The sequence below is a fragment of the Mycobacterium sp. 050128 genome, from assembly GCF_036409155.1.
Taxonomy (GTDB): domain Bacteria; phylum Actinomycetota; class Actinomycetes; order Mycobacteriales; family Mycobacteriaceae; genus Mycobacterium.
Window position 1 is genome coordinate 200,201 of the sequence record NZ_JAZGLW010000001.1, and the last position, 15,924, is coordinate 216,124.

Genomic DNA, 15,924 nt, shown 5'->3' on the forward strand with positions numbered 1-15,924 from the left:
GGGTTGATTTCAGTATACCTAGGCGTTTTGCTGGGTATATCAAGCCATACTCAGGACTCGAGGAGGAGTCATGACCGCATTCTCGACCGGTTCTCAGGGCCGCGACGCCGTCATCGTCGGCGCCGTCCGGACCCCGATCGGCAAGGGCAAGGCCAGCGGAGCACTGCACGACGTACTGCCGGTCGACCTGTTGGCGCACAGCCTGCGCGAACTGGTGGCCCGCACCGGTGTGGACCCGGCGCAGGTTGACGACGTCATCGCCGGGGCCGTCACCCAGGTTGGCGATCAGGCGGTCAACATCGCGCGTAACGCGTTGCTGGGCGCGGGCTTCCCCGAGTCGGTTCCCGGAGTAACCATCGACCGGCAGTGCGGCAGCAGCCAGCAGGCCATCAGCTTCGCCGCCCAGGGCGTTATCGCGGGCGCCTACGACCTGGTGATCGCCGCGGGCGTGGAGTCGATGAGCCGCGTGCCGATGGGCACCCAAGTATTGCCGGGCAGCGACCCGTTCGGCGAGGGTATGGCCGCGCGCTACCCCGAAGGGCTGGTGCCACAGGGCATCAGCGCCGAGCTGATCGCCGCCAAGTGGGGCTTCTCGCGCACCCAACTCGACGAGTTCTCCGCCGGCAGCCACGACAAGGCCGCCCGCGCCACCAAGGACGGGCTGTTCGAGAACGAGCTGATCCCGATCGCCGGGCTGCACACCGACGAGATCATTCGTCCCGCCACCACGGTGGAGACGCTGGCCACGCTGAAGCCCGCGTTCTACAGCGAGAAGATGGAACAGCGCTTCCCGCAGATCAATTGGGAGATCACGCCGGGTAACTCGTCGCCGCTCTCGGACGGCAGCGCCGCGGTGCTGATCACCACCAGCGAGGTCGCCAAGAAGCTGGGCCTGCGGCCGCTGGCGCGCATCCACACGACCACGGTGGTGGGCGATGACCCGCTCTACATGCTGACCGGCGTCATCCCGGCGACCGAGAAGGTACTGCAGCGATCCGGCCTGACGCTGGCCGACATCGACCTGTTCGAGGTTAACGAGGCCTTCGCGCCCGTCGTGCTGGCCTGGGCAAAGGACGTGGATAGGGAGCAGAGCGGCATACTTGAACGGACCAACGTCAATGGGGGTGCCATTGCCCTTGGTCACCCGCTCGGCGCTAGCGGTGCCCGCATCATGACAACACTCGTCAACGCGCTCGAACAGCGCGGCGGACGCTACGCGCTGCAGACGATGTGTGAGGGCGGTGGCATGGCCAACGCGACCATCATCGAGCGGCTCCGCTAATAAGAGTCAACGAAGCGACAGGGCCCTGCTTCATAGGCGTGGGGTTTCTATTAACTGTTGATCGCACTACTTGACTCGAAGCCCGTCAAGCAGGGCGTTCAGCGCCCGCACTCCTTGCTCGCGCGCTACAAGTTGATCGGGTGCGTTCGCGATGAAAAGGGCGGCTTCGTCGGCAGCGGCGAGTAGAAGGTGCGCCAAAGCGTCAGTGGGCTGATTTACCGCAAGGTCGCCCTCGTCGATGGCACGTTCAAGCATGGCCCGGATGGCCCCAAGTCCGTAGCGGCTTTCCAATTCACGCCACTTGACCCAGCCGAGGACGGCTGGCCCGTCGATCAACAATATCCGCTGAACATGAGGAGTGAGCGAGGCATCCAGAAAGCCAATTAGGCCCTGCCGCAATTGGTTTAGCGCGCCGTCCGCAGGGTCGGCAAGGTTTTTTGCGGCCTCGACGACCAGGTCCTCTTCGACCGCAAGGAACGCCGCTTCGAATAGCGCCTGCTTATCCGCGAAGTGGTGGTAGAGCGCACCACGGGTGCCGACGCCAGCTTCTGCCACAACTTCTTGGGTGCCCGTTCGGTGATAGCCCTTTTCGACAAACAGCCGTCGAGCGGCAGCGACGAGTGCGGCACGAGTGGCTTCTGCCTGCGCCGCCCGGCGCGCTTTCGTGTCTAGGGCCTCATCGTCAAGCGCCACTGCGCCAGCCTATTGCATACACGGTGTAGGTCACATACAGTCCGAATGTCACATACATCTTGTAGGTGATGCCCACTGATTCAGTCTGACGTGGAGGTTCCGCGATATGTCTGCACCTGTTGATGTCGTCCGCAGGTTCTGCGCGCTGATGGAGGAACGTGACGCAGAGGCGCTGCGACCGCTGATTGCCGACAACGCTGTCTATCAGAATGTCGGCATGCCAGCGTCCAACGGCGTGAATGCCATTGTTGAGAATATGGCGGCGCAGTTTGCAATGTTTCCCGATGCCTACGCCTTTGAAATCGTGAACATGGCCAGCGACGGACCAGTGGTGCTGACCGAGCGCCTTGACTACATCCAGGCACCGGACGGCAGCAAGCCGGCAGTCCCCGTGATGGGTACCTTCGTAGTCGGCGACGACGGGAAGATCACCCGCTGGACGGATTACTTCGACGTATCGCTGACCGTGAAACTCCTTCAAGGCGAAGACATTAGCGCCCTCGTCCCCGCGACCGTATAAGGATTTCGGCAATTTTCGACTGCCCGATGTCCTCGCCGCAAGCCCGTCGTGCTGGCCTGGGCTCACGACACCGGTGCCGACCTGGCCAAGACCAACGTCAACGGCGGCGCCATCGCGATCGGACATCCGTTGGGCGCCAGCGGCGCTCGCATCATGACCACAATGGTCAACGCCCTCGAACAGCGCGGCGGACGGTACGCGCTGCAGACGATGTGCGAGGGCGGCGGCATGGCCAACGCCACCATCATCGAGCGGTTGGGCTAGATCAGCGGATCGGCGAACGGGCGTAGCCTGTCGCGATAGGGTCGGATTGCTGAAGAAGTGGGGATGAAATGGCAGCCAACCCGCTCAAGGTATTCGCGACGGAAGCATGGTCCTCATGAGCGTGATTTACGTCGAACTGGCCGAAAAGCTCGATTCCGGTCACGACGCGGTGCTGCTGGCGATGGACGATGCGGGTGTAAGCGAAGTGCTGGCAGCGGTCACTCAGGCAACGCAGCAAGGATCAGCTCGCCTGGACCACGGCGCGTCGACTCTACTGTTCCGCATCGAACCGGGCGCCGCAGACATTGAGTTTCACAGTGGCACCGTGTTGTGGCGGCTCGACGCCGCCAAAGCGACAGAAGTCGTCGAATTGCTGAATTCGATGGTTGATTCGGGGATTCCCGATGGACACCACTATCTCGAAGGTATGTCCACGCCGACTGGGACGGTTGTCCTATCGCGAAATGAGTACCCCATGAGTTCCCTACCGCCGGAGGCCGTGTTCCCTCCGACCGCCTGAGGTTCAACAACTTGCGGCAAGAGGCTGCACCGCGAATTACAGTTCGTCGGGTGGCGCGGTCAATGGTCAACGCGCTCGAGCAGCGCGGCGGACGATACGCACTGCAGACGATGTGCGAGGACGGCGGCATGGCCAACGCCACCATCATCGAGCGCCTCGGCTAGGCGGCTTCACAACGAAGGATCGACTTCTTGAGACTTCTGCTAGGGGAAGCGAAGCAGTCAGGCTGGCATCAGATGGACCGGCAGATGGGTTGGCCCGCGCAAGGAGCTGTGACTGGACCACGTCGTCGGCCCATCTGGGTTGATCCTGGCGACATGGGTTACCAGTTCGCGCAGCACCGCTTGTGCCTCCATGCGGGCCAATGGTGCCCCTAGACACATATGTGCGCCGTACCCGAACGCGAGGTGCATGCGCGGGTTGCGGTCGGCGCGATACTCGTCGGGATCCTCAAAGATCAGCGGGTCACGGTTGGCCGCGCCGAAGGAGAGAAGGACCCGTGATCCGGTTGGGATGGTGACATCACCGATCCGGTAATCGGCGCGGGTATAGCGGTAGAGGTTCTGTATCGGGGTCGTGATGCGAAGTTGCTCTTCGACTGCCATGGGGATGAGGTCGGGATTGGCGCGGATCAAGTCATACTGTTCGGGGTTGTGCGCAAAGGTATCGAACATCCCGCCGAGCAGGTTGGTGGTTGTTTCATTTCCGGCGATCAACAGGTGAATCGCGATGAGGAGAAGCTGGCGATCTGTGAGGCTGCCATCAGTGTTGTGTTCAAGCAGCCGACCCAACACGGTGCCCGAGCCCTTGAGTCCACCGACAGCGAATTGCCTTGCAAAGTAACGTTGCAACGCAACTGTGGCGGCCAGCGACTTGGCGGCTCCGACCAGGCCTGTCGGGGTGGGGGTCAATTCCATGATGCCCACAGCCTTTTCCGACCATCGCCGAAAGTCGCTGACATCGCATTCGGGTACTCCAAGGATTTGTGCGATCAGGCGTATCGGCATGGGTATCGCCAAGTGCTGCACGACATCGCAACCGGGGTTGGCCAAGAGGTCCGACACGAGTTCCACGGCGAGCTTCTCAGTCATTCCCTGCCATATATTCATGGCTCCCTTGCTAAATCCGGGTTGGACCTGCTTGCGCAGCCGGGTGTGTTCTTCGCCGTCGGTGAGCACCGCGAGCGGTGCCGAGAACCTGAGTCGGGTGACCCCTTGGGTACTGGTGACGTGGTCGGTATCGCGCAACGCGGCTTGAACGTCTTCGAGTCGACTGAGGATCCAGGTGGCTCGCCTCGGGTTGTAATGCACCCGCCCACCCCTGTGCAGCGCGCGGTAGGCGTCGAACGGTTGCGCAGCAGTGCCCGGATTCTGTGGGTCGTAGTCGGTGTTCACGGCACCCGTCCAGCCGTCGTAGCCACGTCGACGGGTCCGAATCGCGGCTGACGCGTTCATCCGGACTGCATCACCAAAAGGCTTGACGGCTTCAACAGCCCTCCGCGCGGTGTGATTGATCGACATCTCGCTCCCCCTATCCGCCCCGCCCGCTCAGGCGAACTTGACGGTTACAGATTTCAGTCCGGGCTCGAATGATGTTGCCCGTCAGGTAGATGACGTAGCAGACAGATACGGCAACCAACTGTCGACGCGTCCGTGGACATGCCATCAAGACGCCGATCATTGTTTCGATGGCACCGTTGATGTAGGTGAATCTCCGCGCATGGCCAGGGAAGCTGAGCCGGTTGATGGGGTCAAAAGCGCTTGGAACTAGAAAATGCAAGACGCCGATGGCGACGACCGCGAGGGCCCGATAGCCGCCTGTCCGGAGACCGCGAGTGTGGGTCTCAGTCATCGGACAATCCTCTCCCGCCTTTGCTGCTCATCCAGCCGGCCATCCTTATTACGAGAATATTTTTCTCGAAAATAGTCTCATGTTCGCAAGCCGATGTACACAGCTGGGTGTCCGGCCTCCTGGAGGCACGAGCAACAGTTAGGGCGCTGAATCTTGCCCTAAGGTTCTGCTGGTGAGTCAATCCCGCCGAGGACGACCCCGCAGCGCAGCGGCACATGGGGCGATCCTTGAAGCCACCCGCGCCCTGCTCATAGAAGGCGGATATGGGGCGGTGTCGATGGATAAGGTCGCCGCCGATGCCGGGGTGGGGGTGCAGACCGTATATCGACGGTGGCCGTCGAAAGGTCCCTTAGTGGCCGAGGCCGTCATGCAGGCCTACGCCTTGACCGACTTCACCCTGCCAAATACGGGCAACACCGTCGCAGACTTACGGACCTGGATGCACGAGTACGCCGCACTCAGTGCAGCGCCTGAAAACGTCGCGCTCGTCCGTGCCCTTGCCGCCGCCGCCGCTGAGGATCTACGAGACCGTGACACCTTGTACCAGCAACTCACGGACCGCTTCCACGGCGCTCTAAGGCACCGCCTACAGATCGGAATCTCAGTGGGTCACGTACGCGCAGACGCCGACATTGACGCTGCCGCCGACGCATTAATCGGAGCCACGCTGTATCGCATGCTCAGCGTCACGACATCGGTGGACGAAGCGATTGGACGTTATGACGGATTGATCGACACATTGATGAGTGGCCTGTCGATCCGCTGATGGTTCGCCGCTTTGGGTTGATTGCCCCCTATGCCGCCCGAGGGGATCTTGCCGATGATGCGCGCATGGCGGGCTCCGGAATGCCCGCCGCCCGCGCCCGCAACGTGGCATTCCGGTCGTGCTGGCCTGGGCTCACGACACCGGTGCCGACCTGGCCAAGACCAACGTCAACGGCGGCGCCATCGCGATCGGACATCCGTTGGGCGCCAGCGGCGCTCGCATCATGACCACAATGGTCAACGCCCTCGAACAGCGCGGCGGACGGTACGCGCTGCAGACGATGTGCGAGGGCGGCGGCATGGCCAACGCCACCATCATCGAGCGCCTCGGCTAGGCGCTTCGACGCATAAAGAGGGACCATCGACCCTAGAAGCTCGCGAACGGCCCGCGCATCCTCTGTCTCAAGGATCACCTGACAAAGGGAGCGCCGGACATGTGCGGTTGGGGCTGGATGTGGAACGGCGGTGGCTGGGGATGGGGCAGCGGCGTGATGTACGTCGTGTTGGCAGCGCTTCTGGTGGCCATGGTCGTCGTAGTGGCCTTCGCGATGCGCGATTTGATTCGGGACGGCAGCCAGGGCAAGGGGACAGCTGCCTCCGTGCCTGACCGCGATGGCTAGGTTGACGCGACGGGCGGCCCTCGTTGCGCTCGGTTCGATCGCAGCGAGCAGCGTCGTAGGTCTCGGCTATGTCCTTCGCAACCTGTTCGAACCGTCCTCGGCCATCCGCCTCACCGACGGAGACGGTTTCATGGGCGCCGGTCACATGGATATGAGCCGCTACATGGAAATGTTCAAGCGACACACCGAGATCAGCCGTGTGGTCGAAGACATTCCCGGCGGCGTGCGCACCACCACCGAATCGAAGTCTCCAGATCTGACCGCCCAACTGCAGGCGCATGTCTCAAGCATGTACGCCCACCTCGATCAGGGAACCGAGGTGATGTGCATGAGCCAAAGCCTGCCGACTCTTTTCCGCCAGGCCGGCGGTTATCGTCGCCAGCTCACGCTGACCCCCACGGGTGTGATCGCCGAAGAGACCGCTGACGATCCCGCCCTCACGGAAACCATCCGTGCTCACGCCCGCGAGGTCACTGGATTTGTGAACGAGGGCATGCCGGCGATGATGCAGACAATGATGGGACCGGGAATGGGGGGCGGCATGATGGGTCCCGGCGGCATGATGAGACCACCCTGAAACCGCCACTACTTGTTGTTGGCCTGTTTCAGGTGCGCTATCTCGTTGCCCCACACCGAATCTGCGCCCGCGTCGCCGATTCGGTAGATCTGAACTATCGTCGCGATACCAACGACGAGCGCGACCACCGCGACGGTAGCGCTGACGCCCAAGTGACGCGGGCCGGATCGACGTTCGGCCCACCCGAGTACCAAAAGCGCCGCGGCAACGATTAATAACCCCACAGCGAAATAGCTCATGGTGTCGCCCAGCTCGGCGTGCTCGCGCAGAATCGGGCTGGGATCGCGCCGCAAGTCATACAGCCAGCCACCGGCGTTTGCCGTGACCGGTGTCAGCACCGCTGTCACGACGGCGAGTATGGCGGTCAACCAGACCAGATGTCCCCGCCGGCCGGCGGGCCACAGGGCGCACACGATCTCGAGCAGAGCCGTCAGCGGCGCAAGCACGACGAGGAAATGCACCAGCAGCACATGGGCGGGCAAGCCATGAATGACCGTCATGAAGGTCCTTTGCGAAGTTGAAATACCTCGGGCGCCAACGTCATGGCTTGTGCGGCGGCTGGCTAGAACGGACGCCCAGTGAGGTCGGGCGAGCGTGATCATAACGTCGTTCACCGCGGCAAAGGCAAAGCTAACTATGGGTACCTCGACAAAGTTTGATGAGGCTGCGCTTGCTGGCGCGACAGGGTGGAAATGCGCTTGGCTAGGCGACATGGGTGACGATCAGCCACTTAAGCCCCCGATGTCGCAAACGCCCCGGCCCTCCGATGCGGCAGTACCGGACGAACCATCGCATGCGGCGGAACCGCATGCCGGCCACAGTTCAGGCCGACTGAACAGCCTTCGAGCAGCGGTGTTAGGGGCCAACGACGGCATCGTCTCGGTGGCCAGTCTGGTGGTAGGTGTGGCCGGGGCAACCACAGAGCGCGGTCCGATCTTCACCGCCGGACTGGCGGCCCTGGTCGGCGGGGCGGCCTCGATGGCCCTTGGCGAATTCGTTTCCGTCTCGAGCCAACGGGACAGCGAGAAGGCGCAACTTGCAACCGAGCGACATGAGCTACGGCACATACCCGAGGCCGAGTTGGCTGAGCTCACCGCCATCTACCAGGACCGAGGCCTATCAGCTGAAACCGCGGCGCAAGTAGCCAAAGAGCTGACCGCGCACGACGCGCTGACCGCCCACGCGCACGCCGAACTCAACATCAATCCCCAGGAGCTGGCCAACCCCTGGCAGGCCGCCGCCGCGTCAGCAGCGTCGTTCATCATCGGAGCGCTGCTACCGTTGATATCAATCCTATTGCCGCCCACGGCCATTCGAGTGCCGGTGACATTTATCGCCGTGCTCGCGGCCTTGGCGCTCACCGGTGCGCTCAGCGCCCGGATCGGCGGTGGCAGCGTATGGCGGGCGGTGCTGCGCGTCGTGCTCGGAGGGGCGGCGGGCCTAGCGTTCACCTACGGCGTCGGCCACCTCTTCGGCACCGCGATCCAGTAGCACCGCCAAACAGGGGCACTCGCTATCCAGTGGCTGAGCTGCGCGCGTCCACCGCTTCGATCCGGACCGGCACGCCGGTCAGCCACGCCATTCCGGATAGGTACTCGACATCCTCAGGCTCACTTGACGTTAACTGGTTGACGTTCTCGCCACGCGCCCGATTGGCCAGTTGCCAGGTCCCGGTTCCCTTGTGGCCCCAGCCGTGCGGCACCGCGATCACCCTGGCCACCAGGTCCTTAGTGGTGGAGATCGGGATGGTGATCGCACCGTACGGGGACGAGATCCGAACCAGGTCGCCGTCGGCGATTGCCAGCCTCTCGGCGTCGTCGACATGGACGAGGGCGCGGTGCGTCCGGCCGCCGCGCATCAGTAAAGGCGAGTTGTGCATCCAGGAGTTCTCCGAACGCGGCTCGCGCATCCCGATCATCTTCATGGGGTAACCGTCGGGCTGGCGCCGGTTCGCGAGTTTCTCGACTTCGTCGGCGATGCCGGTATGCGCCAGCTTGATGCGCCGCGACAGGTAGGCGATGGCGTTGCGTAATACGCCGGTCCGAATATGCTGTGCCACAACGACGCCGTGCGGATACTGCTGCATGAGCCGCTTCAGCGTCAGCCCGCCACGCCGTAGGCCGAACCGGTCACCGCCCTGAGACATCCGGATGAGGGCATCCATCAATATTCGCGGCGAAAGTGCGATTCCGAAGATTCCCAGCACTTTTCGAACAATCCCGAGAACCGCAAATACCGGCACGGCGCGCGCCAGGCGCCGGGTCAGGTCGTCGACAATGTCCCATTCCGGCCGCGCCTGTCCCGCCGGCGCAACGACCGCCTCGGTGGCCTGACGAAACGGCGTGGCTTGGAACCCTTGGAAGGTGTACGGAAAGTCATCGCGTTCGTACATCGTCGTAGTCGGCAGGATGTAGTCGCAGTGGGCCGTGGTCTCGGTGACGTAGAAGTCGAGTGCCACGGATAATTCCAGCGCTTCGAACGCGGCTTCGAGTTCGTTGCCATTGGGCACCGACAGAACCGGGTTGCCGGCCGATACAAACAAGGCCTTGAGCTGACGATCACCCGCAGTGGTGATTTCCTTCGCCATCAGCGCGGCGGGTTCGGAGCCAATGGCATTGGCCATCCCGCCGATGCGGGATCGGTTGCGACGGTAGGAACGTCGCAGCGCAAAACCCATCAGCGTGTTCTGCCACCGCTGCCCCAGTGTCTCCATCGAACTGAATACGGAACCGCCCGGCGTGTCGAGGTTCCCCGCGACGAGATTGACCGCGTCGATGAGGTAGGTGGTGAGGGTTCCGGATCGCCCGATACAGGTGCCCAGTCGACCGTAGATCGCCGCTCGTTGCGTGCGAACCAGATCGTGCGCGAGGGCCCGTACGTCGCGAGGGTCGATGCCCGTGTGGGCAGCGGTGCCCTCCGGGGTGAACGGCTCGGATAGTCGGCGCAGCCAATCGATTCCGTCGGCTTGCCGGCGCACGGCGGCGTGGTCGACGAGGTTGTCGGCGAATATCACGTGCAACAGCGACAGCAAGAGGAACGAGTCGGTATCCGGGACGATGCCCAGCCATTCGAACGCTGCGGCGGTCTCGGTGCGGCGCGGGTCGACGACCACGATGCGTCCACCACGCTTGACGATATCGTGCATGCGGTCCTTGATCCGCGGTGCGGTCAGAAAACTGCCATGTGACACAACGGGATTGGCGCCCATCAGCACCAGCAGGTCGGTGCGGGTCAGATCCGGAATGGGCACCGAAGTCGGTGCACCATAGAGCAACTGGCTCGCGATCAACCTGCTGTTGGTGTCCTGAGACGACGACGTGAAGTAGTGGCCGTGACGGCCGAGTCCCTTGATGAACATCAGCGCGGCAAATACGTGCGCATAGCTGAAGGCGCCCGGGTTGCCCATGTACCAGCCGACTGCGCCGGATCCGTGAGTGCGCAGAAGTGTCGTCAACCGCGAGGCGATGTCGGTCAGCGCCGCATCCCAAGTCGTCGGTTCGAAGCCGTCCTGAGTGCGGCGCAGTGGCGTGGTGACGCGGTCGGGATCGTTGTGCACCTCGGCGAACGCGATGCCCTTCTGACAGGCGAACCCGGACGAGAGTGGGTGATCCTTATCGGGACGAAGCGCCACCAGGCGCCCATCCTCAACCGTCGCGATCATGCCACACAGCGGCTCGCAGATGCGACAAAAGGTCGGCTTCTGCTCGGTCACCGGGGCCACTATCACACCATACTGTAAGAATTACAGTTCGGCTCACGAAATGGCTGCGGATTCGATCGAGACCAGATCGGGTATCGCAAAACAATGTACGAGCATCGGCGAGTTCTGGACCAGCATCGTTTCGATGCCGTGTCAGCGTCGCTGGCACTCGAAGCGTCCAACGCGGCCATGATGTTGCTGGACCGCGACCTGCGTATCCGCGGCGTCAATGCGACCTTTGAAGTCCTCTCCTTGCGACCACGCGGCGAGCTGCTCGGCGAGCTCGTGTCCGACGTGTTTCCGGACAACCCTGACGACGCGCAGGCCCGCGGCACGGAGCAGCTTGCCGCGTCCGTGGAATCAGCGATGCGACGGCGGGGAGCCGACAGCATGCCAATCTTGCGGTACGACATCACCGACCCACAGCAGCCGGACGTCTTTCTGCCGAAGCTGTGGACATGCCAGAACGTCGCGGTCGACGAAGGCGACGAGCAATTCGGGGTGCTGCACCAGGTAGCCGAGATCACGTCGCTCGACGAAGCGTTGTCCGCGTTGGCGCAGAACGTCGCGGGTGGTGAGTCACTCCTCGCGGCCGAGCACATGCACGTGCTGGCGGCGCTGGCCAACAAGGCCCGCGAGGACCAGAGTCGGGCGCGGGCCATGACGGGCGAGATCGAGCAGCTGCAGCGGGCAGTCGAAACCCGCGACATCATCGGCCAGGCCAAGGGCATGCTGATGGAGCGGTTCAACGTCGACGCCGCCGCGGCGTTCGACCTATTGGCGAAGCTGTCGCAGGAGGCGAACATCCGACTGGTGGACATCGCTCGCAAGCTCGTCGAAATGGAGCATCCCAGCACGTAATAACAATGTCGTTGCCCGGCACTCTCTTTGGCGCGAGCCCGTGCCGGGCGAAGTCAGAGCCAGCCGGTGCGTGCGGCGGCAACCGGTTCGGCGGGCGCGGGAGCCAATTCCCCGTCACGCACGCCGTCGAGCATCCGCTTCACCGCCGCGACAATCTCCGGGGCGGCCGCGGCGAGTCCGGCCTTGTCGGCCTCCGGGACGTCGTCGGGTTCGACGCCCGCCCGCGCCAGCACGGCGGCCGGATCGGCCAGCTGCTCGGTCAACCACGACACCGGGTCGGCTGACAGCTCGGGGACGAAGTGCCGGCGCCCGGGTTCCCACCCCTTGAACTTGGGGTGGTGATGGGCCCGGTCCAGCGTCCCCGGTGGGCTCTCGGTGGACCCGAACAGGTCCACCCGCCAGACCGGACGGTTGAAGGCGATCGGGATGCCCGCGTATATCGATCCCTGCGGCTCGGCCCGGTCGACAACACGGAGTTCCAGTCTGACTCCCCGCTCCGGGGTTTCCTGACCTTCGTTCGGGGTCGGGTCGACGAAGAACATATCCCCGACGACTACACCCAGGGTTTCGAATCCAAACGCTGCAAGCATATTTCCGAGAGTAGACCTGGGCGGTCACCGAGCCAGCACTAAGAAGTAATGGACAACGCGGCGTCGAGGAGTTCGGCGAGGTGTTTCCAGTAGAACCAGTCGGCGATAGCGCAGCGCTGGGCTACCGGGTCGGCCGCGGCGTAAGCATCGTTGACGACGGCGCCCTGGGCATGACTGACGTAGGCGTGGAAGGCCTGCAGATGCGGCGTCTGACGAAGAGGGTCGGTGGTGGCCATGGGCTTCATCACCTGTAGCCACAGTCTGATGCGCTCATTACCGGGCGGGTTGGCATCCGCCGGCGCCGGCGGCAGCAATGCGAGCAACTGCGCGTCGGGCGTCTGCGCCAACCGCTCGGCCGCTTCGGGATTCACCACCTCTAACCGGGAGCGGCCGATCATCTCCCCGCTCTCGGGGATGTCATCGGGGTCGAGCACCAGCTGGGCCACACCCGGGTCGGAATCGGCGAACTGTTCGGCAGTACCGATCACCGCGCGCAACTCCGCGTCGCGATGAGCCACCCAGCCTTGCACGGCCACCACCGGATACGTGGCCCAGGATGCCCGCTCGGCGGCCGGAATCGCGTCCTCGGCTGTGGCCATGAATACCGGCTCGGGCAACTGCACGCCGTCTGGGATATAGGCCAGCCCATAACTGTTGGCCACCACGATTGCGCCGTCGGTGGTCACACCGGTCACCCAGAAGAACCCGAGGTCCGGCCCTTTGTCGCCAACCGGGGCGTTCAACGCCGCCGCGATGCGCCGAGCCAACTGCAGCGGATCGGCCCCGCGTCGGCGCGCGGCATCGGCAGTTGCGGCGTCGGCAATCGCGTCGCGTTCTAGCCGAGCCGGCGAAACCGGGATCGCTGCAATCGCGTTGACTTCCGCCACCTGCCCCGCATCGACCGTTTCACGATGCGCTACGCCTTCGGCACGCGGCGCCGGACGATGCGTCGCAGCGGCCGGCCGGACCCCTGCGGATTGACCCCGGGACACTCGCCCGGCCGGACCGCCCACTCCCGGCACCCCGCCACCACCCGGCCCGGCACCCGACGCGGACCCGGCCGCGGCACCGGCGCCGGCCGCACCCGGCGCCATCGGCATCGCGGGCATGACACTCGCACTGGCGGGCGCTACCCGCGGTGAATCATCTTGCGGCCCAACTCCATACGGCGCAGCATCCGGCAGCAGCGGATCAGCCGGACCGTCACTGCCATCCCGCTCCGATGCCGCCGGGCGACGGACGGTGCCCGGCGTTGTCGGTCCGCTGCCCGGCGTTGTGTGACCGGGCGTTGCGGCAGCAGGCGTAGCCGGCGACCAGCCGGGAATCGTCGGCGCACCGAGACCGGGCAGCGACGGCTGCGGAATCGCCGGCCCCACCGGGGGCGGCGCAACCGGTCCTGGCGGCGGCGGGGCGACGGGTCCCGGCAGCGCTGGATCGGTGTCTGACGGCTCGTCGTCGCCGGGCCTCCCGGGCGGCGCCTTCTGGTCCAACAAGTCCTGAAGTGCGGTGTCGGGCGGCGTCCAGGCCTTACTTGCCAGGATCTGCTCGGCAGTCGCGGTCACCACGCCGGCGTTTGCCTCGTGCGTGGCGGTGACCACCGCGCGGATCGCTTCGGTCCGCTCGGCTTCGGTCAGCCTGAATTCGTTTGCCAGAGCGTCGATCTTGCGCTCGGCGACGTCGACGTTGTCGTAGATGTCTGACTTGGCTTGAATGATCGATCTGGCGATAGTTCTGTGCCAGGTGATCACAGTGGCAAGGCCGTTCTGCAGAGTCGCCAACGCTGCGACGAGTGTTCCTACTTCGCTATCGGCGGCCCCGGAGGCACTTCCCGACCAGACATTGCTGTCGAAGATCTCGAGCTGCTGATGCCGGCAGTTATCCGCTACGTCGCTGACCTGTCGCAACACCCGCATGTATTGCTCGGCGCGGTCGAAGTTGACGTCCTCGTCGGACTCCGGCCACGCGTTCGGGGCAAGCATCTCCACGGCGTACTCACCCGTCGGCGGCGCCAAGCCCATCGATTACTCCTCGTTCCACGACTGCCGCCTACTGCTTGGGCACTTCCTTGGCACCGCGCAAACCGATGACACCCTCAGTCCACGACCGTTCCTCGGTATACAGCGCTTCCTTATCACCCTCGACGCGCTTGCCTTTGCCGCCCTTGTCCCCACCGGCGGCGGGAGCGCCTCCCATGCCACCGCCCATGGCGCCGGGCGTCCCGCCGACACCCGGGACTGCACGACCCGGACCCGCGGGCCCGGCGGCGCCGGCCTTGGGCGTCGCACTGTCCTCTCCCCAGGACTGCAATGGCGTCCCTGGCCCACCGGCCCCACCGAACGATGCCGGTTTGACCCCACCGCCGTGCGGAAGCTTCGGCCCCCCTTGGCCTTTCAGGTCCTTCAAGGCCTCAGCGATCGCCGGGTCGGGCTGGGGTGTCGAAGGCGTCATCGGCATCATCGGCATCGAGGGCAGACCCGAGAGTCCGCCGCTGCCCCCACCCCCGGGGGTGATGTTTGGGTCATTCGCCGGATCCGGTTTCGACGGTGGCCTTAAAACGTCCTTCGGCTTCGTCGCGGGTTTCAAATTATGCTTTTTTCTCTCCTCCAATTCCGCGGCCCATTCCCACTCCCAGTATTGGTCGGGGGTGGGCACGAATGGTTTCGGGGGTTTCGGCTTGTCGACATTTTGGGCCGGGGGCGGCGCATCCGGGTTGACCGGTGCCACGCTCTTCAGACTTGCCCGGTACGGGGCGATTGCCTCCAACGACTCCTGGGACACCCCCGTGTAAAACGTAGGCCACCAATTCGGATATTTTCTGGTGAAGTTCTCGCCCGCGGGTGACAAGATGAATTTCTCCAGGTCCACGAATGTCTGGTGGTCATATTTGATGCGCCCCTCAGCCCGCCAATTGCCCGCGTAGACATGGTCGTGGCGAGCCTTTTTGTGCGCATCCACAACTGCTCGCGCCTGGTCAGCCATCTGCTGGCACAGTGCCGCCATCGCGTTCAACCACGTTGCGTACGCGTTGAAATTGGCCTGGACCTTCTGACACGCGCCGGTGATGTCGTCGCTGCTCCATCCCTCGATCGGTACGAATCGCTTTGTGGCATCCCGTAACACCGACTTGTACTGCTCCCACGCATCCGCGAAGCGACTCAGCGATGCGCCCTGATCGCTTTCCTCGAGTTGCCGCGCCGTAACTTCTACCTCTCGGAACTGGGTTGGGATCGGGACGGGGGCGGCGAGAACCGACCCTGTGCCAAGCATCGCCGGCCCGAAATCCTCATTGGCGACCCCAACCATGACCGCCTGCGGCGCGGACGTTTCATTCCTGAGGGCCGCAGCGCTCCCCTCGTCGATGACTTCGTAGGCGAAGGCCGCGTTGCGCAGCGACTCGGCCAGACTTTTCCACTCCGTTTCTGCACGCGAAATCTTGTCTCGCATTTGGTCAGCGCCGTACGCAAGGTCGGCGACCGCATTTCTTACGAAGTCGAGGGTGCAGGCCGGTTGGGGGTTGTCGGCGGGCGGGCGTCGGAGCGGGACCTCCAGCACGTCGGCTCGCTGCTTGAGTTTGTCGGGGATCACCGTCAGCGTCATGGTGAATCATCTCCTAGCGGCCACAGGGCTTGGAAAAGCGGACGACCAGCGTCGTTGAGATTTCATCACACAACGCCACCGGCA

15 protein-coding genes and 4 pseudogenes are annotated in these 15,924 nt (G+C 64.0%); 12 read left to right on the forward strand and 7 right to left on the reverse strand.

The genetic code is table 11. The features are described 5' to 3' along the window. Positions 1-70: 70 nt before the first annotated feature. Positions 71-1,282: a thiolase family protein gene (locus SKC41_RS01015; protein ID WP_330975917.1), complete on the forward strand. Its 1,212-nt coding sequence runs from the start codon at positions 71-73 to the stop codon at positions 1,280-1,282. A 66-nt stretch (positions 1,283-1,348) separates the two neighbouring features. Here the strand turns inward: SKC41_RS01015 and SKC41_RS01020 are convergent, their stop codons facing one another. Then, on the reverse strand, positions 1,349-1,975 hold the full coding sequence (locus SKC41_RS01020) for a TetR/AcrR family transcriptional regulator (protein WP_330975918.1): 627 nt from the start codon (positions 1,973-1,975) through the stop codon (positions 1,349-1,351). Between the two features lie 106 nt (positions 1,976-2,081). On the opposite strand from SKC41_RS01020, the gene SKC41_RS01025 reads away from it, so the two are divergent. The 4 genes and pseudogenes from SKC41_RS01025 to SKC41_RS31805 form a co-directional block, all read left to right on the forward strand. Next, positions 2,082-2,495, forward strand: a complete 414-nt coding sequence (locus tag SKC41_RS01025) for a limonene-1,2-epoxide hydrolase family protein (protein ID WP_330975919.1) — start codon at positions 2,082-2,084, stop codon at positions 2,493-2,495. Between the two features lie 42 nt (positions 2,496-2,537). Beyond that, positions 2,538-2,759, forward strand: a pseudogene (locus tag SKC41_RS01030) (steroid 3-ketoacyl-CoA thiolase); the annotation flags it as partial. Positions 2,760-2,874: 115 nt separating this feature from the next. Then, on the forward strand, positions 2,875-3,279 hold the full coding sequence (locus SKC41_RS01035) for a hypothetical protein (RefSeq protein WP_330975920.1): 405 nt from the start codon (positions 2,875-2,877) through the stop codon (positions 3,277-3,279). Positions 3,280-3,353: 74 nt separating this feature from the next. Beyond that, positions 3,354-3,443, forward strand: a pseudogene (locus tag SKC41_RS31805) (hypothetical protein); the annotation flags it as partial. 57 nt (positions 3,444-3,500) lie between these two features. On the opposite strand, the gene SKC41_RS01040 reads toward SKC41_RS31805, so the two are convergent. Next, positions 3,501-4,799 (reverse strand): cytochrome P450, encoded by a 1,299-nt coding sequence (locus tag SKC41_RS01040; protein WP_330975921.1) that lies wholly within the window; start codon positions 4,797-4,799, stop codon positions 3,501-3,503. Positions 4,800-5,302: 503 nt separating this feature from the next. On the opposite strand from SKC41_RS01040, the pseudogene SKC41_RS01045 reads away from it, so the two are divergent. The 5 genes and pseudogenes from SKC41_RS01045 to SKC41_RS01065 all read left to right on the forward strand — a co-directional run. Then, positions 5,303-5,479 (forward strand): annotated as a pseudogene (locus tag SKC41_RS01045) (helix-turn-helix domain-containing protein); the annotation flags it as partial. Between the two features lie 3 nt (positions 5,480-5,482). Then, complete coding sequence (locus SKC41_RS01050) at positions 5,483-5,896, forward strand: TetR/AcrR family transcriptional regulator C-terminal ligand-binding domain-containing protein (protein ID WP_330978712.1); 414 nt, start codon at positions 5,483-5,485, stop codon at positions 5,894-5,896. 112 nt (positions 5,897-6,008) lie between these two features. Continuing rightward, positions 6,009-6,230 (forward strand): annotated as a pseudogene (locus SKC41_RS01055) (steroid 3-ketoacyl-CoA thiolase); the annotation flags it as partial. A gap of 99 nt (positions 6,231-6,329) precedes the next feature. Continuing rightward, entirely contained in the window at positions 6,330-6,515 is a 186-nt protein-coding gene (locus tag SKC41_RS01060; RefSeq protein ID WP_330975922.1) for a hypothetical protein, read from the forward strand. Then, positions 6,508-7,092: a hypothetical protein gene (locus SKC41_RS01065; RefSeq protein WP_330975923.1), complete on the forward strand. Its 585-nt coding sequence runs from the start codon at positions 6,508-6,510 to the stop codon at positions 7,090-7,092. Before SKC41_RS01060 ends, SKC41_RS01065 begins: the two co-directional genes overlap by 8 nt. 8 nt (positions 7,093-7,100) lie before the next feature. Here the strand turns inward: SKC41_RS01065 and SKC41_RS01070 are convergent, their stop codons facing one another. Beyond that, on the reverse strand, positions 7,101-7,592 hold the full coding sequence (locus SKC41_RS01070; RefSeq protein WP_330975924.1) for a DUF2231 domain-containing protein: 492 nt from the start codon (positions 7,590-7,592) through the stop codon (positions 7,101-7,103). Positions 7,593-7,833: 241 nt separating this feature from the next. Here SKC41_RS01070 and SKC41_RS01075 point away from each other — a divergent pair, with 241 nt between their 5' ends. Continuing rightward, positions 7,834-8,583, forward strand: coding sequence for a VIT1/CCC1 transporter family protein (locus SKC41_RS01075; protein ID WP_330978713.1), 750 nt, complete (start codon positions 7,834-7,836; stop codon positions 8,581-8,583). 22 nt (positions 8,584-8,605) lie between these two features. Here the strand turns inward: SKC41_RS01075 and SKC41_RS01080 are convergent, their stop codons facing one another. Further along, entirely contained in the window at positions 8,606-10,753 is a 2,148-nt protein-coding gene (locus SKC41_RS01080; protein WP_442931649.1) for a molybdopterin-containing oxidoreductase family protein, read from the reverse strand. Between the two features lie 144 nt (positions 10,754-10,897). On the opposite strand from SKC41_RS01080, the gene SKC41_RS01085 reads away from it, so the two are divergent. After that, on the forward strand, positions 10,898-11,653 hold the full coding sequence (locus SKC41_RS01085; RefSeq protein ID WP_330975926.1) for an ANTAR domain-containing protein: 756 nt from the start codon (positions 10,898-10,900) through the stop codon (positions 11,651-11,653). 53 nt (positions 11,654-11,706) lie between these two features. Here SKC41_RS01085 and SKC41_RS01090 read toward each other — a convergent pair whose 3' ends face one another. Genes SKC41_RS01090 through SKC41_RS01100 form a run of 3 tightly spaced genes read right to left on the reverse strand, consistent with a single transcriptional unit; the run spans position 11,707 to position 15,840 of the window. Continuing rightward, positions 11,707-12,243, reverse strand: a complete 537-nt coding sequence (locus SKC41_RS01090) for a hypothetical protein (RefSeq protein WP_330975927.1) — start codon at positions 12,241-12,243, stop codon at positions 11,707-11,709. Positions 12,244-12,281: 38 nt separating this feature from the next. Continuing rightward, positions 12,282-14,261: a hypothetical protein gene (locus SKC41_RS01095; protein ID WP_330975928.1), complete on the reverse strand. Its 1,980-nt coding sequence runs from the start codon at positions 14,259-14,261 to the stop codon at positions 12,282-12,284. A 28-nt stretch (positions 14,262-14,289) separates the two neighbouring features. Continuing rightward, positions 14,290-15,840, reverse strand: coding sequence for a PPE domain-containing protein (locus SKC41_RS01100; protein WP_330975929.1), 1,551 nt, complete (start codon positions 15,838-15,840; stop codon positions 14,290-14,292). Between the last annotated feature and the right edge of the window lie 84 nt (positions 15,841-15,924).

Bases quoted from the DNA above. Each gene is read 5' to 3' on its own strand.
- SKC41_RS01015 (WP_330975917.1), top strand. From the start codon at position 71: ATGACCGCATTCTCGACCGGTTCTCAGGGCCGCGACGCCGTCATCGTC.
- SKC41_RS01025 (WP_330975919.1), top strand. From the start codon at position 2,082: ATGTCTGCACCTGTTGATGTCGTCCGCAGGTTCTGCGCGCTGATGGAG.
- SKC41_RS01035 (WP_330975920.1), top strand. From the start codon at position 2,875: ATGAGCGTGATTTACGTCGAACTGGCCGAAAAGCTCGATTCCGGTCAC.
- SKC41_RS01040 (WP_330975921.1), bottom strand. From the start codon at position 4,799: ATGTCGATCAATCACACCGCGCGGAGGGCTGTTGAAGCCGTCAAGCCT.
- SKC41_RS01060 (WP_330975922.1), top strand. From the start codon at position 6,330: ATGTGCGGTTGGGGCTGGATGTGGAACGGCGGTGGCTGGGGATGGGGC.
- SKC41_RS01065 (WP_330975923.1), top strand. From the start codon at position 6,508: ATGGCTAGGTTGACGCGACGGGCGGCCCTCGTTGCGCTCGGTTCGATC.
- SKC41_RS01070 (WP_330975924.1), bottom strand. From the start codon at position 7,592: ATGACGGTCATTCATGGCTTGCCCGCCCATGTGCTGCTGGTGCATTTC.
- SKC41_RS01075 (WP_330978713.1), top strand. From the start codon at position 7,834: ATGTCGCAAACGCCCCGGCCCTCCGATGCGGCAGTACCGGACGAACCA.
- SKC41_RS01080 (WP_442931649.1), bottom strand. From the start codon at position 10,753: ATGATCGCGACGGTTGAGGATGGGCGCCTGGTGGCGCTTCGTCCCGAT.
- SKC41_RS01085 (WP_330975926.1), top strand. From the start codon at position 10,898: ATGTACGAGCATCGGCGAGTTCTGGACCAGCATCGTTTCGATGCCGTG.
- SKC41_RS01090 (WP_330975927.1), bottom strand. From the start codon at position 12,243: ATGCTTGCAGCGTTTGGATTCGAAACCCTGGGTGTAGTCGTCGGGGAT.
- SKC41_RS01095 (WP_330975928.1), bottom strand. From the start codon at position 14,261: ATGGGCTTGGCGCCGCCGACGGGTGAGTACGCCGTGGAGATGCTTGCC.
- SKC41_RS01100 (WP_330975929.1), bottom strand. From the start codon at position 15,840: ATGACGCTGACGGTGATCCCCGACAAACTCAAGCAGCGAGCCGACGTG.